This window comes from Rhodopirellula maiorica SM1 (assembly GCF_000346295.1).
GTDB classification, from domain to species: domain Bacteria; phylum Planctomycetota; class Planctomycetia; order Pirellulales; family Pirellulaceae; genus Novipirellula; species Novipirellula maiorica.
In genome coordinates this window covers 1-2,101 of record NZ_ANOG01000440.1, presented here as the reverse complement: position 1 = coordinate 2,101, position 2,101 = coordinate 1, and the positions used below count along the sequence as shown (strand labels likewise).

Annotated in this window: 1 protein-coding gene; it reads right to left on the bottom strand. The window is 55.5% G+C overall.

Annotated features, from left to right (window positions below; all coding sequences use genetic code 11):
• The coding region (locus tag RMSM_RS14045) for an ammonium transporter (RefSeq protein ID WP_085980613.1) at positions 1-1,286 on the bottom strand (1,286 nt) is incomplete at its 3' end.
• Positions 1,287-2,101: the final 815 nt, after the last annotated feature.

The following is a 2,101-nucleotide window of genomic DNA, read 5'->3' as shown; positions in this document are numbered from 1 at the left end:
GCGAACATCGTGACAAATGCCCAGACTGCGTAAGCAAGGACACCAGTCGCTTGGATCATCAGCGACGTGCTGCCACCCGCCAAGTGCGTGTTGGGAAGCAAGCCGATCGCCAAACATCCCCACATTCCACACAGTCCGTGGACCGGCCATGCACCGACCGGATCATCGATTTTCAGTTTGTCCAACAACATGATGCCGAACACGACCAATCCACCGGCGACGGCACCGACGACGACCGACCATCCGTTGGTAAAGCAGTCACAGCAAGCGGTGATGCCGACAAGTCCACCCAACGCACCATTGAGGCTCATGGTCAAATCGGGATGGCCAAACAGGACCCAGCTGACCATGGTTGCAACGACAACACCCGCAGCAGCGGCAAGCGTGGTATTCACAGCGATCAACACCGTGGCGTCAATGTCGCCCGTGCTTTGGAAGGCAAGTTGGCTGCCGGGGTTAAACCCATACCAACCGACCCACAAGATCAGGACGCCAAGTGCAGCGAAAGTAATGTTGTGACCAGGAAGCGGTACCGATTTTCCATCGGTTGTGAATCGTCCCAAGCGAGGGCCGAGAACGATCGCACCCGCAAGGCCTGCGAAGCCGCCGACCATGTGGACGACCGCCGAACCGGCGAAGTCTTGGAAGCCCATGCTGTAGCCATCGGCGGTCAATTCACCGAACTGCATCAACCATCCGCCGCCCCATTTCCAGAAGCCGCTGATTGGGTAGATCAAACCAGTCAACAGTGCGCTGTAGACCAAGTAAGCAACAAATTTCATACGTCCTGCAACTGCACCCGAAACAATCGTGGCTGCGGTTGCAGCGAAGACGGCTTGGAAAAACCAGTCGACTTGCGGGCTGAACGTGCGATCGGCTGTCGATTCATAGATGCCGTAGTGAGGCATGTTGAAATAAGCGTTCGCTTCGGACACGTAACTGCCCGCATACATGATCGAGAAGCCGAAGGTGAAGAACAACAACGCTCCGACCGCCAAGTCCATCAAATTCTTGTAGAGAATGTTGACGGTGTTCTTGGCCGAGTTCAGCCCGGCTTCGACCATCGCGAAGCCTGCTTGCATGAACAAAACCAAGACAGCACAGATGAACAACACAAAGTTGTCCAGTGCATAACCGACTCCTAGGTCAGCCTCTTCCACTACCGCTTCTTCGCTGGGGGCCGCGGCGTCGCCCGCACCGATCGTTTCCGCAATTTCCGTAACCGCCGCAGACTCATCCTGAGCTGAAGCGACCGGCGCGAGCGCGATGCCGCTCCCCAACAACATGCCAAAAAGTACCAATACCGACAGCATTGGCGTTCGTAAGCCGTGAATCATTAATCCGCCTTCTTTCTGTGAACCTTGAATCATTAAACCAGTGATGAAATGACGCCCGAGGGTGCCAATCACTCACGGGCCAAACACTTACAGGAAAGCACCGCGACTCCACTGACTCGATTCAATGATGAAATCTGTATCGCTGAGAAAGTGGGAGTGCCTTCTTGCTGGCTTATGTGTCTAAGCATGGGGTGGGCCAAATGGGTTTGGGTCACCTGTTTTCGTTTCGCAAGTTCCAGTCAGGCAATGACTTAAGTTTATTTTTTTGTTTTCGTGTTGCTCCGGTTAGGCTACTGTGAGGATCACGCAAGCATGCGAGGTGGGCATGTTGGAAGAGAGATGCCTGTTTTTTGTGCACAAACATGAGGCACGATTCGGTTACCAGAATCGTCGCCGATGTGAGCCCACTCGAAGCGGGATCCGCAGCGGATTTCGAGACCGCAGATGCTGTATCCGCGGGCTCAGAAATGCGAGGGCGCCGGCGGGCACCGTTGCGGCCGTGTTAAGGGTGCCATGGTTATGCGGCCGGTGGGCCGAGACGGGGCGAGAGCATCTTTACATTACGCCAATTCCCAATCTCGATGTCCGTTTTGATTGTTCCACAAGCAGCGATGGAACGCGTCGCTTGACGGCTGGGGCCTCGATATCGGGGGCCTGGGGATTGGGGCCTGGGGATTGGGGCCTACAGATTGTGCCTGGGAAGAATCGAAGCTTGAGCGGTTAAGCTGGTCGGCAGCAAAGATGGGGTGTAATCCCGTTAGCCG